This is a genomic window from Nonomuraea zeae (assembly GCF_005889725.1).
Classification (GTDB): Bacteria; Actinomycetota; Actinomycetes; order Streptosporangiales; family Streptosporangiaceae; genus Nonomuraea; species Nonomuraea zeae.
In genome coordinates, this window is the sequence record NZ_VCKX01000044.1 from 16025 (window position 1) to 35918 (window position 19894).

Consider the following 19894-nt stretch of genomic DNA (forward strand, 5'->3'; position numbering starts at 1 on the left):
TCACTCGCGGAAGGCGCCCGCCGCGGCGAGGAAGGCGTCGTTGGCCTCCGGATCGCCGATCGACACGCGGGCGCCTTCCCCCGCGAACGGCCGCACCGCCACGCCCTCCACGGCGCAGGCCGCGGCGAAGTCGAGGGTGCGCTCACCGAGCCGGAGCCAGACGAAGTTGGCCTCGGTGGGCGGCACCGTCCAGCCCTGGGCGATGAGCGCCTCGCGGACCCTGGTGCGCTCCTTCACCACCCGCTCGACCCGCTCCAGCAGCTCGTCCTCGGCCGCCAGCGACGCGACGGCGGCGACCTGCGCCAGGTGGTTGACCGCGAACGGGATGATCGTCTTGCGCACGGCCGTCGCGACGGGCTCGTGCGCGATCAGGTATCCGACCCGCAGCCCCGCCAGCCCGTAGGCCTTGGAGAACGTGCGCAGCACGCAGACGTTCGGCCGGTCGCGGTAGAGGGTGATGCCGTCGGGGACGTCCTCGTCGCGGATGTACTCGCGGTAGGCCTCGTCCAGCACCACCAGCACGCGCTCGGGCACCCGGTCGAGGAACGCCTCCAGCGCGCCGCGGCGGATGGCGGTGCCCGTGGGGTTGTTCGGGTTGCACACGAGCACCATGCGCGTCCTGTCGGTGATCGCCGCCGCCATGGCGTCCAGGTCGTGGTCCTCACCCGCCAGCGGCACCTGGACCGACGTGACCCCGGACAGGTCGGCGAGCAGCGGGTAGGCCTCGAACGAGCGCCACGCGTAGACCACCTCGACGCCGGGCTCGCCCACCGTCTCGAAGAGCTGCTGCGCCACCGTGACGGAGCCGGCGCCGAGCGCGATGTGCTCGGGCGGGACGGCGTAGCGCGCGGCGATGGCCTCGGTCAGCCGGACCGCGCCGGGATCGGGGTAGCGGTTGACCTCCCGCGCCCCCTCGGCGATCGCCTCGACCACGGACGGAAGCGGGCCGTACGGCGACTCGTTGGAAGACAGTTTGTACGACCTGCCGTCCGGAGCCACGACGGCCTTCCCCGGCTTGTAGGCGGGCATTGTGTCCAGGATCTGGCGGAAACGAGGCATGGCTCAACCTTAAGAGGCGCGCGGGGATGCGGCATCATCCGGTCCCACCGGCTCCCGGCTACTCGCGGTGCTTGCCGAGCGCCGTCTCGACCAGCTCGGCCGCCCGGTCGGCGGTGGTGAAACCGGAGCGCTTGATCGTGATGTCGATGGTCACGACGACATTCGACATCCGGAACAGGACCTTCGTGTTGTAGTTGGTGCGCGGCCAGCCGGGCCTCGGCTTCGTGTAGCTGTAGGCCTCGTCACCCCGGTCCGGTCCCTTGCGCAGCTTGGTGCCCGCGGAGCGCTTCGGCTCGTCCTTCATGGAGTCGACCTGAAACTTGTAGCCGAAGGAGGCCCCCGAGACGTTCGGCGAGCGCATCGTCAGCAGGCTCAGGCTGGTGCCGTCCTGCCCGTACCACATGCACGCGGTGTCGGTGAGCCACTGGCGCCGCGGCGTGCCGCCGAGCAGCGCGCGCACCTGCGTGCCGGTCAGCAGGTCGCACGCCTCGAAGCCGTCGCCGATCAGCGGCTCGGGCTCGGGCTCGGGCGTGCGGGAGGCCGGCGACGGAACGTGGTAGGTGGGCTTGGGAGCGAACGCCCCGACGATCACGAACGCCAGCTTCGGGAACATCTGCACGGTGACCGCCACCCCCGCCGCCGCCGTCAGCACCACGGCGAGCGCGCCGCCCAGGACGACCCGCCGGCGCCGGCGGCGCGGCGCCGGCGGGCGCTTGTACCGCGCGGACGGGACTGTGACGTGGGAGCCACGCGAGATCTCCGCCAGCCATCCGGCCGCCTCCTGCGAGGAGCAGCGGGCGGCCGGATCCTTCTCCAGCATCGCGGTCAGCACGGGCGCCAGCGGGCCCGCCAGCCGGAAGGGGGCGGGCTCCTGCATCAGCACGGCCGCCAGCACGGCGGCCTCGTTCTGGCGGGCGAAGGGCGGGCCGCCTTCCACCGCCGCGAAGAGCGTCGCGCCGAGCGACCACAGGTCGGCGGGCGGGCCGTCCGACTCCCCGCGCAGGCGTTCCGGTGCGATGTAGCCGGGCGAGCCGGTCAGGAACCCGGTCTGCGTGAGCGCGGTGTCCCCGGCGATGGTCGCGATGCCGAAGTCGGTCAGCAGCACCCGCCCGTCCTCGGCGAGCATGACGTTGGCGGGTTTGACGTCGCGATGCATGACGCCCGAAGCGTGCGCGGCCGAGAGGGCGTCGAGCATCCGCAGGCCGATCTCGGCCACCCTGCGCGCGGGCAGCGGCCCCTCGTCGCGCAGCACCCGGTCGAGGGAGCGGCCGCGGACCAGCTCCATGACGATCCACGGGCGGCCGTCGTCGAGCACCACGTCGTGCACGGTGACGATGGAGGGGTGGGAGCGCAGCGCCGCCGCGGCCCGCGCCTCCCGCAGCGTGCGGTCGGTCATCTCGGCGCGGGACGCCTCGTCGAGGTCGGGCGGGAGGCGTACCTCCTTGATCGCCACTTCCTGGCGGAGGAGCTCGTCCATCGCCCGCCACACCGTGCCCATGCCGCCCTGCCCGAGCTGGGACACCAGCCGATAGCGGTTCGCGAGCAGCGTCACCGCGCCGCCCAGGGCGTCTCTGGCGCTCCGGCCATCCGTCGCCTCCTGTCGATTTCACCGGCGGGCTGGGCAAATCCGATCGTACGGGGGAATGCGGGCGAGCGTCACCGGTTCGTGATCATAGGTCACTCTTTGAGACTGGGGCCCTCCGGAGGCGGGGCCGGGCCCACCCATTCGGCGCAGCCGCCGGTCACGAAGCCCTTGTCCGTGGCCAGGATCGTGACGGTCACCTGGCCCCAGCCCGCGCCCGAGTCGATCACGTCGCCGCCCGCGCCCGACAGCCCGCGCAGCCTGGCCCAGGTGCACTGGAGATTGGGATTGCCGCCCGCCGCCCGGCCCCGTGAGGTGTAGGTCCCCGGCTCGATGTCCACGCCGACCACCAGCGTGTGCGGCAGGAGGGGATCGACGCCCCGGGTCCAGGGCGCGGTCTTGGGCGCGACCGCCCCGCCACCGGTGGGCGTCGCGGCCGTCTCGGTGGATTCCGCGGCGGGCTCCACGTCGAGCGAGGCGACGGTGAACGCGGCGAACGCCACGATCAGCACGGCGAACAGCAGGATGGACAACGCTCCGACCGACGCCCGGCCCCCTGAAGTCACGGATCGAGAGTGCCATCGGGAGGGTCGTCCCGCCACGGTCACTCCTTGAGGCTGCGGAGCATGGGCGGGTGGAGGAGCTCGGCCGGGCCGCGGCGGTAGAGCTTGGCGGGGCGGCCGCCGTCCCTGGTCGTGGTGGCGCCGGTCTCCAGCAGGAAGCCCTCGGCCTTGGTGACCTTCCGGTGGAAGTTGCGCGGGTCGAGGACGCGGCCCCAGACGATCTCGTAGACCCGCCGCAGGTCGGCGACCGTGAACTCGGGCGGGCAGAAGGCCGCGCCCAGCGAGGTGTACTCCAGCTTGGCCCTGGCCCGCTCGATGCCGTCCAGCATGATGCGGCGGTGGTCGAAGGCCATGGCCGCGAGTGAGTCGACCGCCTGCCAGCTCATGTGCGCCTTCTCCGAGGCCGGCAGGTCGGGGGCCAGGCCCAGGTAGGCGACGCTCAGGACGCGCTGGCGGGGGTCGCGGTCGGGATAGCCGTACGTCTGGAGCTGCTCCAGGTGCACCGGCGCCCCCGGAAGGCCGGCCCGCTCGCCCAGGATGCGATGGGCGGCGGCCGGAAGATCCTCGTCGAGCTGGATGAAGCCGCCGGGCAGCGACCAGCGCCGCAGGAACGGTGGGTTGTCGCGGCGCCACACCAGGGCGCTCAGCGCGTGGTTACGCACGGTGAGCACCACCAGGTCGACGCTGACCGGGACGCTCGGGACCATGGACGGCACGTTACACGCAGTCCCGCGTGGCGAGCGAACGGTGCGCGGGCGCCGGGGCCGCGGGCCGGCCCGGCCGGGTTATGTGACGATCCGCACGTGCAAGGGCTCGCTCGCCGCCTGGCCGGACGGCAGCTTCACGCCGATCTTGACCCACTCCCCCGCCTGCACCTGGCTCCAGTCGAACGGCACCCAGGCCGTCGACATCCCGTCGGGCAGCTCCTCCAGCGGGTCCTCGTCCAGCCAGCCCACCGCGGACACCACGAGGTCCTTGGTCCCGCCCGACCACTCGACGGTGACCGTGCCGTCCTTGAGGTTGTAGCCGCGCACTTCAAGGCCGTCCTGGACGTCGCGCGCCCGCCTGATCGCGTCCACCGCGATCGGGCGCTGCCAGTCCGAGGTGATCTCCTTCTCCAGCGAGGGCTGGCCGCAGGTCATGAAGTCGCTCCACATGTAGGAGACGATCTTCTGCACGTAGCGGCCGGCCATCGTCACGGCCTGGTCCAGGCGCTTCTTGTCGGTCTTGCCGCGCGTGCCCTGCGGGGCGCACGGCTCCTTGCCCGACGGCTCGAACGCCTCGACGTTCGCCCAGAGCTGCACCTGGTAACCGGCCTGGACCATCTCCTCGCGGGCCGCCGCCATCTCCCGGTAGTAGTCGCGCGTGGACCCGTGGTACGCGGTCTCGTACGTCGACTCGCCCACCACCGGCCGCAGGCGCTCGTCCACCTCGCTGTCACGCTCGTCCGGCCAGAACAGGCCCACCTTGCCGGTGCCCCGGCTGTCCTGCGGCGCGATGATGCCGACCCCGGTCTTCGCCAGCGCCTTGAACGCCGCGGCGACCTGCTTGGGGGTCTGCCCGAAGGCCACCCGCTTGCGCGCGTCCAGGTAGGGGCTGATCAGGATGGGCTTGCCCAGCTCCTGCTCGACGATCGTGTGCTGGTCGGCGTACACCTCAAGCGTCGGGTTGGAGGCCAGAGTGTCGGCCATCTGGACCTCGAACGGCTGGTAGACGCCGCCCAGCGAGGCGCGCTCGGCGAAGCGCACGCCGTAGTCCTGGAGGATGCGGCGCGTCAGCGTGGTCAGGGTGCCGAGGTGCCGCTTCTCGGCCCTGATCGGCGTCTTCGAGTCGCGCGGCGCGAGCGGCAGCGCGGGGAAGACCTGCATGCCGAACTGGTCGGCCAGGTCGAGCAGCTTGCTCAGGCTGTCCGTGGCCGAGCCGGCCACCAGGATCATGTCGTACGACGCCGCCTTGCGGCTGAAGTCGCAGGTGGCGTCGTCGGAGCCGTCGGCCTGGGTGATGAGCCGGTAGTAGATCCGGTTGCCCACCTCGATGCTGCGTTCCATCCCCGCGCAGCGGAACAGGTCCTTGCCGAACGACTCGTCGGTCCGGTAGACGTAAGTGCGGCCGATCCGGTTGCCCGGGTTGGCCTCCCTGAGGTCGCGCAGGGCCGCCTCGCTGCAGGTCAGCCCGTCTTCCTCGCACGGCTTGTACAACGGGTCGACCGTGCCGTCCTTGGCCAGGATCTGGCCGTCGTCGGAGACGGTGCGGAACTGCAGGCCGTACCCGATCCTGATGATCGTGTTGCCGCCGACGCTGTGGATCTCCTCCAGCTGGCTGCGCCAGGTGCAGGGGTTCGACTTGGGCGTGATCCAGTAGCCGGTGACCGCGTAGGAGGCGCGCGTCTTGGTCTCGAACGTTCCACAGCGGTCGGTGATCTCGCTCACCTGGGGCGTCGGCTCGGTCGTGGCCGGTTTCGGCTTGGCCGACTGCGCCACCTTGACGACCGGCTCGTCGGACGACTGCGGCAGGACGATGACCACGGCGGCGGCCACTGCCAGGATGGCGGCGCCCACGACCAGGAAGAGCCAGCGCACGTTCGGTAACCTACTCACCCTCGACTGAGAACCGTTATCGCGTGACTCCGGCCCACGACTCCAACTGGGACACGAACCTCTTGGCCGAGTTGGGCCAGTGATGGTTGGCACGGGCCGCCGCATAGCCGCGGGCGCCCTGCGCGCGCCGCTCCCGCACGTCGTCCCGCAGCGTCAGCACCGCCTGCGCGACCGCCTTCGGGTCCTCCCATGGCACCACCACGCCGCTGTCGTAGCGCTCCACGAGCTCGACCGCGCGCGGCGACGGGGTGGTGATGACCGGGATGCCGTGCGCCATGTATTCGACGATCTTCGTCGGCATCGAGTGCCGGTAGTTCGGCTCGTCGTGCAGCAGCGACAGCCCCGCCAGGGCCCCGTCGAGCCGCTTGAGCGCCTCGTCGTTGGGCATGAAGTCGCGCCACTCCAGCAGGCCGTCGGTGACGGCCTGGTTGAGCACCGGGCGGCTCTGCGGGTCGGCGTACCCGATCAGCTCAACGGCCACGCGGTACGGCTGCAGCAGCTTGGCCACCTCGATCGCCTCGAACACGCCCCTGGCCCTGGACAGCCAGCCCAGGTAGACCACGCGGTCGTCGCCCGGCGGCGTCACGGAGTCGGGCACCCAGGTCTCGTTCGGCACGATCAGGTGCGCGTGCTTGAACCGGCCGGCGTACGCGGTCTCCGCGAGCAGCAGGTGCATGTGCCGCTCGGCGGCGCCTTCGAGCATGCGCGCGAGCGTGCGTACCGGCGGCCGCAGCAGCGACGGCAGCCACGGCTTGAGCGAGAGCGTGGCGGGGGTGTCCTCGTGGACGTCCCACACCACGGGCGGCGCGTTGCGTACGCCCCACACCGCGAACAGCAGCTCGGGGTCGTGGATGAGGACGACGTCGACCTTGTTCCGCATGCGCTTGAACAACCGCCTGGCGGCCCACACCCCGGCCATGCGCTTGCGTTGCGCGGCGCGAGGCAGGTCCACCCCGGTGACCCAAGGTCTGGGTACGACGCCGTGCGCGGTGAACGAGGCGGCGTACGTGACCTCATGACCGGCATCCACAAGGGCACGGATCTGCCGATGCAGGATCCTCGCATCCTCGGGGTTATGCACCACCGTCATGACGAGCACGTGCACTGCGCGCAGCCCTCCGTCGCTACAGCCGCTCGACGCGTTCACCCTCGGCGAGAACGCCGCGGGTGTCGAGCACGAGCTTGGCCTTCGCCTCGACCATGACGAGATCGAACGCGGCGTGCTGCTGCATGAGCAGCGTCACGTCGGCGTTGACCACCGCTTCGGCCAGATCATCTTCTCGCGGCACCGGGGTGCCGTCGACGGACCACTCCTTGACATACGGATCGACGAACGAGAGCTCGGCTCCCAGCTCCAGCAGCGCACGCGCCACAGGCAGAGCCGGGGTCTCGCGCTCGTCGGCGATATCCGGTTTGTAGGTGACGCCGAGCATAACCACTCTCGCGCCGTTCACGGGCTTCTTATGCCTGTTCAGCAACCGCTGGACCCGGGCCACCACGTAGGACGGCATCCGCTCGTTGATCTCCTGCGCCAGCTCCACGAACCGGAACGGGTAGCCGAGCTTGCGCACCGTGTACGACAGGTACGACGGGTCGACGGGGATGCAGTGCCCGCCCACGCCCGGCCCCGGCAGGAACTTCTGGAAGCCGAACGGCTTGGTGGCCGCGGCCTCGATCGACTCCCACAGGTCGATCCCGAGCTCGTCACAGAAGATCGCCATCTCGTTGACGAGGGCGATGTTGACGTGGCGGTAGGTGTTCTCCAGCAGCTTGGCCATCTCGGCCTCGCGAGTGCCGCTGACCGGCACCACCTGCTCGATGAACTGCTTGTAGAACGCCGTCGCGCGGTCGCGGCAGGTCGGCGTGAAGCCGCCCACGACCTTGGGGGTGTTCCGCAGGCCGAACTTGGGGTTGCCCGGGTCGATGCGCTCCGGCGAGAAGGCGAGGTGGAAGTCCTCGCCGGCGACCATCCCGCTGCTCTCCAGCAGCGGCCTGGCCACCTCGTCGGTGGTGCCCGGCCACGTGGTCGACTCAAGGACGACGAGCGTGCCCTTGCTGAGGTTGCGGGCGACGGTCTTGGTCGCGCCCTCCACCGCGGACAGGTCCGGGCGGTGGTCCTCGTCCAGCGGGGTCGGCACGCAGATGACGATCGTGTTGCTCCTGGCCAGCACGGACTCGTCGAGCGTGGCGCTGAAGCCGTTGTTCAGCATGTGCTCGAGGTCGGCGTCGGTCAGGTCATCGATGTAGGACTGCCCGGCATTGAGCGCGTCGACCTTCCGGGGGTCGACGTCCACGCCGACGACCCGCAGGCCGGCGGCCACCGCCTCTTTGGCGAGCGGCATGCCGACGTAGCCCAGGCCGATGACAGCCAAGTCGATTTCTGTCACAGCTGTGCCTTAGGGAGCCGGAAACAACACTTCATGGTGGCAAAGGCTATCTCAAGTCCACCTAGCTCACGCCTAATGCGCGCGAACCCGTCAGAAGAGACAGCCAACTTGAAGGTCATCATTCTGCCAAAGATCGGTATAGGGCTTGATAAGTCTCGGCAACGCGGCTCCAAGTCCGCTTGGCCGCCACTTCCGCGCGGCCCGCCTCCCCCATCTCGGAGCGCCTGGCAGGGTCCTCTTTCAGCCCGGCGAGCGCCTCGGCCAGCTCGGCCGGATCACCCGCGGGGACCAGCAGCCCGGCGCCGTCGGAGCCGACCAGCTCGGACAGCGCGGGCAGGTCGCTGAGCACCACCGGCTTGCCCAGCGCCATCGCCTCGACGGGCTTGAGCGGCGTGACGAGCCGGCAGACCCGCAGGTCCTCGCGCGGGCAGACGAAGATGTCGATGGCGTCCTGGGCCTGGAGCGCCTCGTCGGGGCCCACCCGGCCGGGCAGGATCGCGTCGGTGAGGCCCAGCTCCTCGACGATCTCCAGCAGGTTCTCGCGCTCGGCGCCGTCGCCCACGATGAGCACCCGCACGGGGGCGGACTGGTCGCGCAGCAGCGCGGCCGCCCGCAGCAGGGTGGCGAAGCCCTCGTAGGCCACGATGCTGGACACCGAGCCGACCACGATCTCTCCGGGCGCGATGCCGTAGGCGTCCCTGAAGGCGGCGCCGTCGTAGTGGGCCGTCAGCAGCGCGTCGTCCACCGCGTTGGGCGCCAGGTGGATCCGCTCCCTGGGCACGCCCCGCTCGACGATCTCGGTGGCCATCGTCTCGGCCAGCGTGACGACCGCGTCCGCCTCGTTCATCAGGAACGCCTCGCGCTCACGCTGGAGCAGGTGGCGCTGGCTGCCGACCCGGGCCGGGTCGCGCGAGGCCCAGGTCTCCTCCAGGAAGCCGCGCACCTCGTAGACGAACGGCGTGCCCGTCCTGTCGCGCACGGCGTGGGCGACCGAGCCGTTGCGGTGGTCGGTGGCGGCGTGCAGCACCTGCGGCTTGAGCTGGGTGACGAGCTTGGTGACCGCGTCGGCGCCCTTGATCATGCGCCCGCGCATCTCGAACGGCATCTCGCCGTGCCCGTCGGGCAGCAGCCGGTAGTAGGGGATGCCGTCGATCTCCTCGAATGGCGGCGCGTCCGCGTGCCCCTGCAGCATCGGCCAGCCCCAGCTCGTGGCCACGTGCGGGTCGAGCCCGGCGGCCTTCTGCGAGCTGACGATGCGGTGGGTGCGCACGGTGTAACCGGCCTGCGTGTACGGCAGCGCGTTCGTGACCAGGTGCAGCACCCGGCCCTCGACCCGGTCGGTGATGGCGACCTTGGGCCCGGGCGGGATCGGGTTGGGGCTGATCGCGGCCAGCTCGCCCCGGTAGTAGGCGGCCCTCCGCTTGACGAAGGGGTATTTGGTGTGGGCTTCGAGCACCGCGGCGGCCTCGGTGACCCGGCCGGCCTCCCAGTGATCCTTGGCCTCGTTCCACGGCCCTCTGATCACGCGCATGCCGAACTTGCGCACGGCCCGCCGGGCCCGCCGGGCGACCGGCCAGGCGACGCTGCCCACGATGGGCCGCAGCCGGGGCGGGAGCGCGTCGGCGGCGGCCTGTGCCACGCGGACGGGGTCGGACTTGACCTTCGTCGCGACGACGCGAGAAACGATGAGGGGGTGCTGGACGAAACCCTTGAGAAGTCCACCGACGCCGGCACGGGCGGACTTCGCGGAAACCTTTGAGGAGTCTTGACGACTGGCGTCGGATGCCACGGTGGGACCGTACCATAGGCAGCGTTTTTTCCCTTCCGCTATGAAAGGCGAGGTCAATGAGGGAGAACCCCCTGGTCCTGCACGTTCTGGGCGCTCGTCCCAATTTCGTGAAAGCGGCCCCGGTGGTGCGAGCACTCGGTGAACTCGGCGTGCGGCAGGGCATCATCCACACTGGTCAGCACTATGACGCGCTGATGTCGGACGTCTTCTTCGCGGATCTCGGCCTGCCTGAGCCGGTGGCGAACCTGGCCGTCGGCTCGGGCACCCACGCCAAGCAGACCGCCGCGCTGCTCGTCGGCCTCGAAGAGGTGATCGGCGAGCAGGATCCCGACCTCGTCGTCGTCTACGGCGACGTGAACTCCACGCTGGCCGCGATCCTGGTCTGCGCCAAGCTCGGCGTCCGCACCGCGCACGTGGAGGCGGGGCTGCGCTCCTTCGACCGCGGCATGCCGGAGGAGGTCAACAGGGTCGTCACCGACGCCCTGGCCGACCTGCTCTTCGCCACCTCGCCGGAGGCCCTGTCCTACCTGGCGTCGGAGGGCGTGCCCGCGTCCAAGGTGCACCTGGTGGGCAACCCCATGATCGACAGCCTGTTCTCGGCGCTGTCCCAGCTGGACCCGGCTCCCGTGGTGGCGCGGCTCGGCCTGCCCGAGCGTTACGCCGTGGCGACCCTGCACCGGCCGGCGAACGTGGACACCCCCGAGGCGGCGAAGGAGCTGGTCGACGCCGTGCTCGCGGTCGCGTCCCGGATCCCGATCGTGGTGCCGATCCACCCGCGCGGACGCGTCCGGCTGGCCGAGGCCGGGCTGGTCGACGGCGAGCTGATCAGGGTCGTCGACCCGCTGGGGTATGTGGACTTCCTCTCACTCGTACGCGGCGCCGCCCTCGTCGTCACGGACTCCGGCGGCGTGCAGGAGGAGACCACCATGCTCGGCGTCCCCTGCCTGACCGTCCGGCCCAACACCGAGCGGCCGATCACGATCACGCACGGCACGAACCGCCTGGTCACGCCCGCCCTGCTGCCGGCCGCCGCGGAGAAGGCGCTGGCCGACGGCGCCGCGACGCCCGCCGGCGAGCTGCCGGTGCTGTGGGACGGCCAGGCCGGGCCGCGGATCGCCACGGTGATCTCCGCCTGGCTCAAGGGGGACAACCTCGCGCCTGCCTCTCAGGGCAAACGCTCCGAATAACGGGCGCTTCCGCCGTAACATGACATACCTCCGCGCGAAGTGATTGGCGAGAACCCTCATGGCCGATACCCCTGAAGAGCCCACGTACCAGCGACTCGGCCCCGTGAACTGGCTGCCCGAGGAGCGCAAGCTCGTCGAGCGGTACGAGGCGGAGGTCAGGGAGCTCCGCCGGCGGCTGGAGATCGCCGAGGCCAAGGCCGCGTACGCGAACTGGAAGCTGGAGGCCACCCAGGCCAAGCGGACGTTCAAGCTGGGCGAGGCCCTGGGCTCGAAGAGCCCGGGGAAGATCGTCGAGGCGGTCAGGTCGAAGGAGAAGGCGCCGAAGCCGCCCATCCCGGTCACCGAGGCGGCCGAGGCGGCCGGCCACCGGCCGCCGCCCGTCGAGGTCCCCACGGTGAAGTGGCCGCTCGGCCCGGTGGCCAGGCCCGACCTCAAGGTCGCGGTGATCCTGGACGACTTCTCCAGGATGGCCTTCCGCTACGAGTGGGACCAGATCGAGTTCGGGCTCAAGGACTGGCCGGAGATCTTCGCGGAGAAGCGTCCCGACCTGCTGTTCTGCGAGTCGGCGTGGCACGGGAACCAGGGCCGCTGGCGTTACCAGATGACCGGCACGAACGCCCCCAAGGACCCGCTGCGCGACCTCGTGGCCTGGTGCCGGCAGGAGGGCATCCCGACGGTCTTCTGGAACAAGGAGGACCCGCCGAACTTCGACTTCTTCATCGACACGGCCAAGCTGTTCGACTACGTGTTCACCTGCGACGGTGACATGCTGCCGAAATATCGCGAAATTTTGGGCCACGACCGGGTGGACGTGCTCCAGTTCGCCGCCCAGCCCCGCGTCCACAACCCGATCCAGCAGCCCAAGGGCCGCCTGCACGACGTGGTCTTCGCCGGGATGTACTTCCGCGACAAGCACCCCGAGCGTCGCGAGCAGATGGAGACCGTGCTCGACCCGGTCAGGGAGCTGGGCCTGCACATCTTCGCGCGCAACGGCGAGGTGGACGACAAGTACGCCTGGCCGGAGAAGTACCGGCCGCACATCGTGGGCGAGCTGCCCTACGACCAGATGCTGGCCGCGTACCGGATGTACAAGGTCTTCCTGAACGTCAACTCGGTGCTCGACTCGCCGACCATGTGCGCCCGCCGCGTCTTCGAGCTGTCGGCCTGCTCGACCCCCGTCGTGTCGGGGTGGTCACGGGCGATCGAGGAGACGTTCGGCGACCTGCTGCCCATCGCGCGGGAGCCGATCGAGTCGTACAACCAGGTCCTGCACCTGATCAACAGCCCCGAGCTGCGCGCCAGGATGGGGCATCTGGCGATGCGCGAGGTCTTCGACAAGCACCTGTTCTCGCACCGCGTGGACCAGATCCTCCAGGACCTGGGACACCAGGTGCAGCCGAGGTCGCGCTCGATCTCGGTCGTGCTGCCCACCAACCGCGCCTCCCAGATCGAGCACGCGATCTCCTCGGTGGCCAGGCAGCGCCACCGCCCGCTCCAGCTCGTCATGGTGCTGCACGGCCTGGACATCGACCCGGTGGTGGTGGCCGACAAGGCTCGCATGGCGGGCATCTCCGACGTCGTCGTCCTGCCCGCCGCCGCGGAGCTCTCGCTCGGCGCCTGCATGAACCTGGGCATCGCGGCCTCGGAGGGCGACCTGATCGCCAAGATGGACGACGACAACCTCTACGGCGAGCACTACCTGTCGGACCTGGTCCGCGCGTTCGACTACTCGGACGCCGAGCTGGTCGGCAAGGGCGCGCACTACGCCTACTTCGAGGGCAGCAACACGACCATGCTGCGCCTGCCCGGCCTGGAGCACCGCTACTCCTTCCTGGTCCAGGGCGGCACGTTCCTCGGCAAGGCGGACATGTTCCGCGCGTACGGCTTCGCGGACATCACCCGCGGCGAGGACACCCACCTCGTCCGGCGGCTGAAGGAGGACTCCGTCAAGATCTACTCGGCGGACCGCTTCAACTTCGTCTACTGGCGCAGCGCCGACGCCTCCATGCACACCTGGCAGGCGGACCACATCAAGCTGACCCGCAACGCCCAGTTCTCCTTCGTCGGCCGCCCGGACGCGCACGTGCTCATCTGACGGCCCCGGTGAGCCTGTTCGCCTCCTGAGCTCCCCGGACGAGACTCCCAGGAAGGCGAACGCTATCTGGTGACCCGCGCCAGGTTCTGGTCGGCGAGGCGGGCGAGCTCGAAGAGCCCCTGCTGCTTCACCCGCTGCCCGACCACGAGCATGCTCATGATCAGGGTGCCGCGCCTGATCATGACGGAGCCGATCTGGGCGTTCTTCTCGCCGCCCGCCGCCGTGGTGAGGTAGGCGCGCGACTGGTCGCCCTTGGCGGGCATGTCCAGGGCCTTGGTCTTGTAGGTGACCCGCGTGCCGGACACCTCCGCGGTGTAGGAGGCGCACTGCTTCGGCAGCGTCTGCGGGAAGGTCTCCGCCGGCATCGCCACCACGGCCTGCGTGATCGAGCCGCGGGCGGCGGAGAAGGCGATCACGGCCGCGGGCGCCGCGGCGACGTCGGGCTGGGCTGCGTCGAGCTGAGCGGCCCCCGCGCACTCAGGTCGCTGGAGCTTGGCCTGGCGGATGGCGGCCAGGCCCTGCTGGATGGACTTGAGCGAGCCGAACGCGCCCAGCTCGGGGCCGTAGGCGATGCTCATGCCCTTCGGCACCGGCAGCAGGGCGGCCCGCAGCCGCGCGGACTCGGCGGACTGGGACGACTGCGCGGACGGGGACGGCGGGGACGCGGCGGGCCCGCCGGCCTCCTCGCCGGACGAGCATCCGGCAAGGACCATCATGCTCAGGGATATGCCAGAAATGGCCTTAAGCATGGACTCCTCAATTCACTCAGGCGGCATTATCCAAAACGCTAGAGGAAGTGAAGAGTGGGGAGCCGAGTAACGTCGCTATTCGCGGGATTCAGTGGCTTTACGAATGATTTCCGATTCGGCGCCATTCGGCGTTCCGGCAGCTCCGCCGTTCAGCAGGGCCCTGGCGAGACCGAGTCCCGCGCCGCCCAGTGTGAGCGCTTTGGCGAGCATTTCCTCCACACCCTGCGCGCCGTTCAGCACCACCATGTGGTCGACGTTTCCGAACGCCTTCGCGCCCGCCTCCACGATCTCGGGCCAGTGCTCGGCGAGCTGCTGGGCGACGACCGCCTCCTGGTTGCTCGCCAGCGCCTCCGCGCGGGCCTTGATGGCCTCGGCCTGGGCCAGGCCCCTGGCCCGCGCCGCGTCCGCCTCCGCCATGCCGCGCAGCCTGGTCGCCTCCGCCTCGGCCTCACCGCGCAGCCTGATGCCCTCGGCCTCGGCCTGCGCCTGGGCGACCGCCGCGCGCCGCGCCGCCTCCGCCAGCGTGACCTGCTCGTACGCCCGGGCGTCCGCGGGCCTGCGCACCTCGCCTTCGAGCCGCTTCTCCGCGAGCTGCGCCTCCCGCTCGGCGGCGGAGGTCTGCTGGACCACGACCTCCTGGCGGGCGGTGGCCTCCGACAGCGGGCCGGCCTGCTTGGCCAGGGCCCCGGCCCGGTCGATCTCGGCCTGGTACCCGGCCTGCTGGATGCGGGCCTCGCGGACGGCCGCGGCCTTCTTGATGCTGGCCTCCTGCTCGGCGGCGGTGGCCTCCTGGTCGCGCTGCGCCTCCGCGATCCTGGCCAGCGAGGCCACGGCGGCGGCGTGCGGGCGGCCCAGGTTGGCGATGTAGCCGGTGGCGTCGTCGATCTCCTGGATCTGCAGCGAGTCCACGTTCAGGCCGAGCTTGCTCATCTCGTCGGCCGACGACGTGCGGATCTCGTTGGTGAGCGCGTCGCGGTTGACGATCAGGTCCTCGACCGTGAGGTTGCCGATGATCGAGCGCAGGTGGCCGGAGAAGAGCTGGTGCGTCTTGTCGTCCACGGTCTTCTGCTGGTCGAGGAAGCGCCGCGCGGCGTTGGCGATGGAGACGAAGTCGTCGCCCACCTTGTAGATCACCACGCCGCGCACGTGCACCGGGATGCCCTGCTTGGTCACGCACTTGACCTCCAGCTGGGAGACCCGGCTGTCGAGCGACATGCGGCGCGCGGTCTGGAACCCGGGGAGGACCAGCGCGCCCTTCCCCGTGACGATCTTGAAGCCGAGCGTCTCCCTGCCGCGCGCGCCGAGGCCGGAGATGAGGATCGCCTCGTTCGGCTCGGCGACCCGCCAGATCAGCTTGAACACGACCACGCAGACCAGGGCGATGGCGGCGATGATTCCTGCCAGCAGTAAGTCCATGGCCAACTCCCGGGGACGTCGTCGTATGAATCGCCGACCAGACTTCCCGGCTCGCCCTGAATTCGACGGTACGCCGCTTCAGGGCGTCTTGCCAGACACCTCCGGTTCAGCGCCATTAGAGGTGACTTCCGGGTTGGGGGTGACGCCGTTGAGCAGCGCCCTGGCCAGGCCGAGCCCGGTGCCGCCGAGCGTGAGCGCCTTCGCCAGCAGCTCCTCGACGCCCTGCGCGCCGTTCAGCACCACCATGTGGTCCACGTTCCCGAACGCCTTCGCGCCCGCCTCGACGACCTCGGGCCAGCGCTCGGCGAGTTGCTGGGCGATGACCGCCTCCTGGTTCTCCTTCAGCGCCTGCGCCCGCGCGCTGATGGCCTTGGCCTCCGCCAGGCCCTTGGCCTGCGACGCCTCGGCCTCCGCCAGGCCCAGCGCCTTGGCCGCCTCCGCGCCGGCCAGACCCCGCGCCCTGGCCGCCTCGGCCTCGGCCGCACCCGCGATCTTCGTGGCCGCGCCCGCCGCCTCGCCGCGCAGCCGTACGGACTCGGCCTCGGCCGCGGCGGCCAGCTTGACCTGGCTGGCCTGCGCGGCGGCGCGCAGCTCGGTCTCCCTGGCCTCGGCCTCCGCCTGCGCGATGCGGGCGTCCCGCTCGGCCTGGGAGAGCGTCACGGTCTCGTACGCCTTGGCGTCGGCGGGCTTGCGCACCTGCGACTGGAGCCGCTGCTCGGCGAGCTGGGCCTCCAGCTCGGCGGCCCTGGTCTCCTGGACGACCACCTCCTGGCGGGCGGTCGCCTCCGACAGCGGCCCCGCCTGGCGGGTCGTGGCCTGGGCCCGGTCGATCTCGGCCTGGTAGGCGGCCTGCTTGATCTGCGCGTCGCGCCAGGCCGCGGCCTTGTTGGCGGCGGCGATCTGCTCGGCCTCGGTGGCCTCCTGGTCGCGCTGTGCCTGCGCGATGCGGGCGGTGGCGGCGACCCTGGCGGCGTGCGGCTTGCCGAGGTTGGTGATGTAGCCGGTCTCGTCCTCGATCTCCTGGATCTGCAGCGAGTCCACGATCAGGCCCAGCTTGCTCATCTCGTCGGCGGCCGAGGCCCTGGTCTCGCTGGTCAGGCGCTCGCGGTTGAGTATCAGATCCTCGATCGTGAGGTTGCCGATGATCGAGCGCAGGTGCCCGGTGAACAGCTCGTGGATCGCGCTGGTCATGAAGTCCTGCTGGTCGAGGAAGCGGCGGGCGGCGTTCGCGATCGAGGACAGGTCGTCGCCGACCTTGTAGATCACCACCCCGCGGATCTGCACGGGTATGCCCTGCTGGGTGACGCAGGCGACCTGCAGATTGGCCGCCCGGGTGTCCAGCCGCAGGCGCCTGGCCGCCTGGAACCCGGGCAGCACCGCCGTGCCCTTGCCCGTGATGATCTTGAAGCCGAGACTGTCGGGGCCCTCGCCGCGGCGGCGGCCGGCGCCCAGGCCGGAGATGATCAGGGCCTCGTTGGGCTCCGCGACCCGCCACACGGCCTTGAACAGCAGGATGAGAACGACGGCCGCGGCGATGACGCCACCGGCGGCGAGGTAGAGCTCAGGGGACATCCGGGGCCTCCCTAGACGAGTGCTCTTGCCACGTACACGGTTCTCGGGGGGAAGTAGTCCACGACCACCACGATGGAGCCCGTGGCGATCTCCTCGTCGGGCACGCTGGGATGTGCGTAGAACGCCTCGACGCCGCCCCTGATCGGGATCATGACCTCGCCGACGAGCCCTGGGCCGATCTTCCCCGTGACCCTGCCCTGCTTGCCGACCACCGGACTCCCCCCGTCGCCAGATGTTCCGGACGCTACTCCAAACGGGCATTCGCGGTAATAGGCCGCGCAAAATGTTGCCCGAAGTCCTGCGCGCCCCTCAGCCGCTTTCCGCCGCGCTCCTGATGATCGCGCCATGAGCCTGTCTTCATGCGACCTAGGGATGAACCGGCCTATTTCCCGCCGCGACTTCTTCGACGGCATCGCCGTGGGCGCTTTGGGAAGCACGGTCGTGCTGGGCACCGCAGAAAAGGCTGAGGCGCCGCAGGGCGCCGCGTTCAGACCTGAGCCGAGTGTCTGGCGGGGCGACACCGCTCAAGCGCTCAGCGTGCCGCACGCGCTGCGGGACGGACGCTTCTGGAAACTGGCGGGCACTCCCGAGCCCACCGGGGAGAGCTACGACCTCGTGGTGGTCGGCGGCGGCCCGAGCGGCACGAGCGCGGCCCGCCAGTGGCTGCGGCGCCATCCCGGCGCCCGCGTGCTCGTCTTCGACAACCACGACGAGCTCGGCGGGCGGGCCCGCAGGGAGGCGTTCTGCACGGGCCGGCCGGACGGCGTGATGTGCGACGCGGAGACCTTCGGGGCCGACACCCTGGTCAGGATGACCTCCGACTGGATCGCGCGGCTGCCGATCGCCTGGCGGGCCCGGCGCGACCTGCGCATGCTGCACGAGGATCCGCCCGACTGGTTCCCCGGGCTCGGCCCGCGGGCCAAGCAGGAGCGGCTGGCGGAGCTGACCTACTCGCGGTTCCTGCTGGAGGTGTGCGGGGTGCACCCCGACGCCGAGCGGTTCTGCCGGACGATGTCCAGCGGCGCGTGGGCCTACGACACCAGGGCGTTCGGCGCGATCGACGCGTGGGCCGGCGGCTATCCCGGGTTCGGCGGCCTGGGGCTCGACCGGTCGGAGCCGTCCAGGTACAACTCGCCCACGGTGAAGCGGGCCTGGTCCGCCGCCGCCGGTCGCCCGTCCGGCGACGGCCCCGTGGTCCCGATGCGGCTGGGCAGCCCGGTGGTGTCCGTACGCGACGGGGCCGAGTCGGCCACGGTGGGCTACTTCGACGGCGACCGCGTCATGACCGTGGAGGCCGGAGCGGTGATCCTGGCCTGCTGGAGCGCGGTCATCCCGCACCTGGTGCCGGACCTGCCCGCGGCGCAGCGGCAGGCGCTGAGCCAGGCCGTCAGGGTGCCGGTGCTGCACGCCACCGTACGGCTGCGCGACGGTGACGCCTGGCGGCGGGCCGGGGTGCGCAGGGTCCGGTGGACGGGGGCGTACTGGTGCCTGACCTGCGTCGAGCCCTCGGGCGATGTCCGCATGCTGGCCACCCCGTGCCGGTCGGAGCTGGGGCCGGAGCCGGGGTCGGTGGCGGGCCGGCGCAAGCTGGCCAGGACGCCGTACGGCCATCTGGAGCGCACCGTGCGCGACCAGCTCGCCCGGCTGCTCGGGCCGGTCGGCTTCGACCCGGCGAGGGACGTCGAGGCGATCACGATCGACCGGTGGGGGCACGCGAACGCGATCGAGTACTGCCGGCCGTGGCACCCGTTCTACCCGGACGGCCCGTTCCCGGCGGACGTCGCCCGCAGGCGCTTCGGCAGGATCGCGATCGCCGGCTCCGACTCGGTGCCCGCCGCCCGCGGCGACGCCGCCGTGACCGCCGCCTCGCTGGCCGTGGCGGACCTGGCCGGAGAGCCGGCGCGATGAGGCCGTGGCTGCGGATCTTCCTGATCGGGTTCGCCCTGTGGCTGGCCACCGTCCTCGTCACGGCCTCGACGGGCAACTCGAACCTGGTGCCGACCGTGGTGCTGTTCGGCAGCTTCCTGGTGCCGGTGACATTCGTCGTCTGGGCGCACGGGCGCGACCACTCGCCCCGGGTCACGGTCGAGCTGCTGTTCATGGCGTTCGTGGTGGGCGGCGTGCTCGGCGTGCTCGGCGCCTCGCTGCTGGAGAGCTGGCTCATCAGGCCGTCGGTCGCGATGTACGTGCTCGTCGGCCTCATCGAGGAGGGCGTGAAGCTGGCCGCCCTCATGTTCGTCACCAGGCGGATGGCCGTGCGCTCGGCCATGGACGGGGTCGTGCTGGGTGCGACCGTCGGCTTCGGCTTCGCCGCCTTCGAGAGCGCCGGCTACGCCTTCAACGCGCTCTTCGCCGCCGACGGCCTGTCGCTGTCCCAGCTCGTCGAGACGGAGGTGCTGCGCGGCATCCTGACGCCCGTCGGGCACGGCCTGTGGACGGCCATCGCCGGTGGCGCGCTGTTCGCCGCCGGCGGGCGGCTGACGGGCCCCGTCCTGCTGACCTATCTCGGCGTCTCGCTGCTGCACGCGCTGTGGGACTCGATGTCGGCCATCGCGATCGCGATCACGCTGGTGCTGACCGGGCGGCCGTGGCAGTTCGAGCTGCTGCGGATCGGCCGGGTGCCGCACGTGAGCGCGTGGCAGGTGCATGTGTACACGCTGCTGAACTGGGCGGGACTCATCGTGATCTCGCTGGTCGCGCTCGCCTGGCTGTGGACCATCACCAGTTCCGCCCACCGCGACGACGAGATCTTGTCCCAATAATCACGGTAATGAACGTCTTCCTCCCACTGCGCCGGAAGCATAAACGGTGCTAGTCTCCTGTGCGATCTTCCGGAGGTGTATTTACACAAGGTGTGGAAATGCCCCCGACTCGAGGTTGGGACATGGGCTCGCGAAA

General features: G+C 70.7%; 16 protein-coding genes. 4 read left to right on the plus strand and 12 right to left on the minus strand.

Annotated features, from left to right (window positions below; all coding sequences use genetic code 11):
- From hisC to ETD85_RS16690, 8 genes are all read right to left on the minus strand, one after another.
- A complete protein-coding gene (gene hisC, locus ETD85_RS16655) occupies positions 1 to 1059 on the minus strand; it encodes a histidinol-phosphate transaminase (RefSeq protein WP_206058351.1) in 1059 nt (352 codons plus the stop codon).
- Between the two features lie 58 nt (positions 1060 to 1117).
- Complete coding sequence (locus ETD85_RS16660) at positions 1118 to 2611, minus strand: serine/threonine-protein kinase (protein WP_206058352.1); 1494 nt, start codon at positions 2609 to 2611, stop codon at positions 1118 to 1120.
- A 125-nt stretch (positions 2612 to 2736) separates the two neighbouring features.
- A complete protein-coding gene (locus ETD85_RS16665; RefSeq protein ID WP_138690621.1) occupies positions 2737 to 3207 on the minus strand; it encodes a hypothetical protein in 471 nt (156 codons plus the stop codon).
- A gap of 38 nt (positions 3208 to 3245) precedes the next feature.
- Entirely contained in the window at positions 3246 to 3911 is a 666-nt protein-coding gene (locus ETD85_RS16670) for an NUDIX hydrolase (protein ID WP_138690622.1), read from the minus strand.
- A gap of 78 nt (positions 3912 to 3989) precedes the next feature.
- Positions 3990 to 5783 carry a DUF4434 domain-containing protein gene (locus ETD85_RS16675; protein ID WP_138690623.1) on the minus strand — a complete coding sequence of 598 codons (1794 nt, stop codon included), beginning with the start codon at positions 5781 to 5783 and terminating at the stop codon, positions 3990 to 3992.
- A 34-nt stretch (positions 5784 to 5817) separates the two neighbouring features.
- Positions 5818 to 6906, minus strand: a complete 1089-nt coding sequence (locus tag ETD85_RS16680; RefSeq protein ID WP_138690624.1) for a glycosyltransferase — start codon at positions 6904 to 6906, stop codon at positions 5818 to 5820.
- A gap of 19 nt (positions 6907 to 6925) precedes the next feature.
- Positions 6926 to 8188, minus strand: coding sequence for a nucleotide sugar dehydrogenase (locus ETD85_RS16685; protein WP_138690625.1), 1263 nt, complete (start codon positions 8186 to 8188; stop codon positions 6926 to 6928).
- 118 nt (positions 8189 to 8306) lie between these two features.
- The gene (locus ETD85_RS16690; protein WP_240779190.1) at positions 8307 to 9827 is read right to left on the minus strand and encodes a glycosyltransferase family 4 protein; all 1521 of its coding nucleotides are present in this window, start codon (positions 9825 to 9827) and stop codon (positions 8307 to 8309) included.
- A gap of 206 nt (positions 9828 to 10033) precedes the next feature.
- On the opposite strand from ETD85_RS16690, the gene wecB reads away from it, so the two are divergent.
- On the plus strand, positions 10034 to 11164 hold the full coding sequence (wecB, locus tag ETD85_RS16695; protein ID WP_138690627.1) for a non-hydrolyzing UDP-N-acetylglucosamine 2-epimerase: 1131 nt from the start codon (positions 10034 to 10036) through the stop codon (positions 11162 to 11164).
- 58 nt (positions 11165 to 11222) lie between these two features.
- Positions 11223 to 13259, plus strand: a complete 2037-nt coding sequence (locus ETD85_RS16700) for a glycosyltransferase family protein (RefSeq protein WP_138690628.1) — start codon at positions 11223 to 11225, stop codon at positions 13257 to 13259.
- A 62-nt stretch (positions 13260 to 13321) separates the two neighbouring features.
- Here the strand turns inward: ETD85_RS16700 and ETD85_RS16705 are convergent, their stop codons facing one another.
- From ETD85_RS16705 to ETD85_RS16720, 4 genes are all read right to left on the minus strand, one after another.
- Positions 13322 to 13975 carry a hypothetical protein gene (locus tag ETD85_RS16705; protein ID WP_138690629.1) on the minus strand — a complete coding sequence of 218 codons (654 nt, stop codon included), beginning with the start codon at positions 13973 to 13975 and terminating at the stop codon, positions 13322 to 13324.
- Positions 13976 to 14083: 108 nt separating this feature from the next.
- On the minus strand, positions 14084 to 15424 hold the full coding sequence (locus ETD85_RS16710) for a flotillin family protein (protein ID WP_138690630.1): 1341 nt from the start codon (positions 15422 to 15424) through the stop codon (positions 14084 to 14086).
- Positions 15425 to 15502: 78 nt separating this feature from the next.
- Entirely contained in the window at positions 15503 to 16996 is a 1494-nt protein-coding gene (locus tag ETD85_RS16715) for an SPFH domain-containing protein (protein ID WP_138690631.1), read from the minus strand.
- Between the two features lie 11 nt (positions 16997 to 17007).
- Positions 17008 to 17208: a hypothetical protein gene (locus ETD85_RS16720; protein ID WP_138690632.1), complete on the minus strand. Its 201-nt coding sequence runs from the start codon at positions 17206 to 17208 to the stop codon at positions 17008 to 17010.
- A gap of 133 nt (positions 17209 to 17341) precedes the next feature.
- Here ETD85_RS16720 and ETD85_RS16725 point away from each other — a divergent pair, with 133 nt between their 5' ends.
- Both ETD85_RS16725 and ETD85_RS16730 read left to right on the plus strand, forming a co-directional pair.
- Complete coding sequence (locus ETD85_RS16725) at positions 17342 to 18904, plus strand: NAD(P)/FAD-dependent oxidoreductase (RefSeq protein WP_240779191.1); 1563 nt, start codon at positions 17342 to 17344, stop codon at positions 18902 to 18904.
- Entirely contained in the window at positions 18901 to 19758 is an 858-nt protein-coding gene (locus ETD85_RS16730) for a PrsW family intramembrane metalloprotease (protein WP_138690633.1), read from the plus strand. The genes ETD85_RS16725 and ETD85_RS16730 overlap by 4 nt, the downstream gene beginning before the upstream one ends.
- The last annotated feature ends 136 nt before the right edge of the window (positions 19759 to 19894 follow it).